Source organism: Campylobacter sp. CNRCH_2015_0814 (assembly GCF_025772765.1).
GTDB lineage: Bacteria > Campylobacterota > Campylobacteria > Campylobacterales > Campylobacteraceae > Campylobacter_D.
On record NZ_JAKMSR010000041.1, the window covers coordinates 1 to 525 of the forward strand.

The following is a 525-nucleotide window of genomic DNA, read 5'->3' on the forward strand; positions in this document are numbered from 1 at the left end:
GCTATTTGTCCAGCTGTAGCTGTAGCAGCAAATGCAGCAAACTGACTTGAACCATCATTTTTTGCACTAAAACCAAAAGCAGCTGAGAATGCTGTTACAAAAGCCAGGTTACCCTCATAAACCTTAGACATTTCTTTACCACTACCAGGAGAAAAACCTGAACCTTCACTCATACCGCTACCAGATGCACTCATAAAAGCCGCGATATTTGAAAAAGTAACTACCATTTTTCCACCACCCTTATAAGCATTAAAGCCCATAGCATCGGCCATTTGTGGGTCTATTCTTCCTTTTGATTCTCTTAATGATACAGAAGCTTGAGAAATCATATCAGTTGCACCCATACCTATAAAGCTTAATCCACTTCCTGATATTAAGATATCTTTACCATCATTTTTTACTAATGATAAACGACCATAGTTTTTATAATCATCTTTTAAAATACCTGCTCCAGGTCCCATACTACCAGTGATTTCTATACCTCTACCATCTCTTGAGTTAAGCACTAATCTACCATTGGCATCT

General features: G+C 37.9%; 1 pseudogene. It reads right to left on the reverse strand.

From position 1 onward, the window contains the following. Positions 1 to 525 (reverse strand): annotated as a pseudogene (locus tag L8X24_RS07935) (flagellin); the annotation flags it as partial.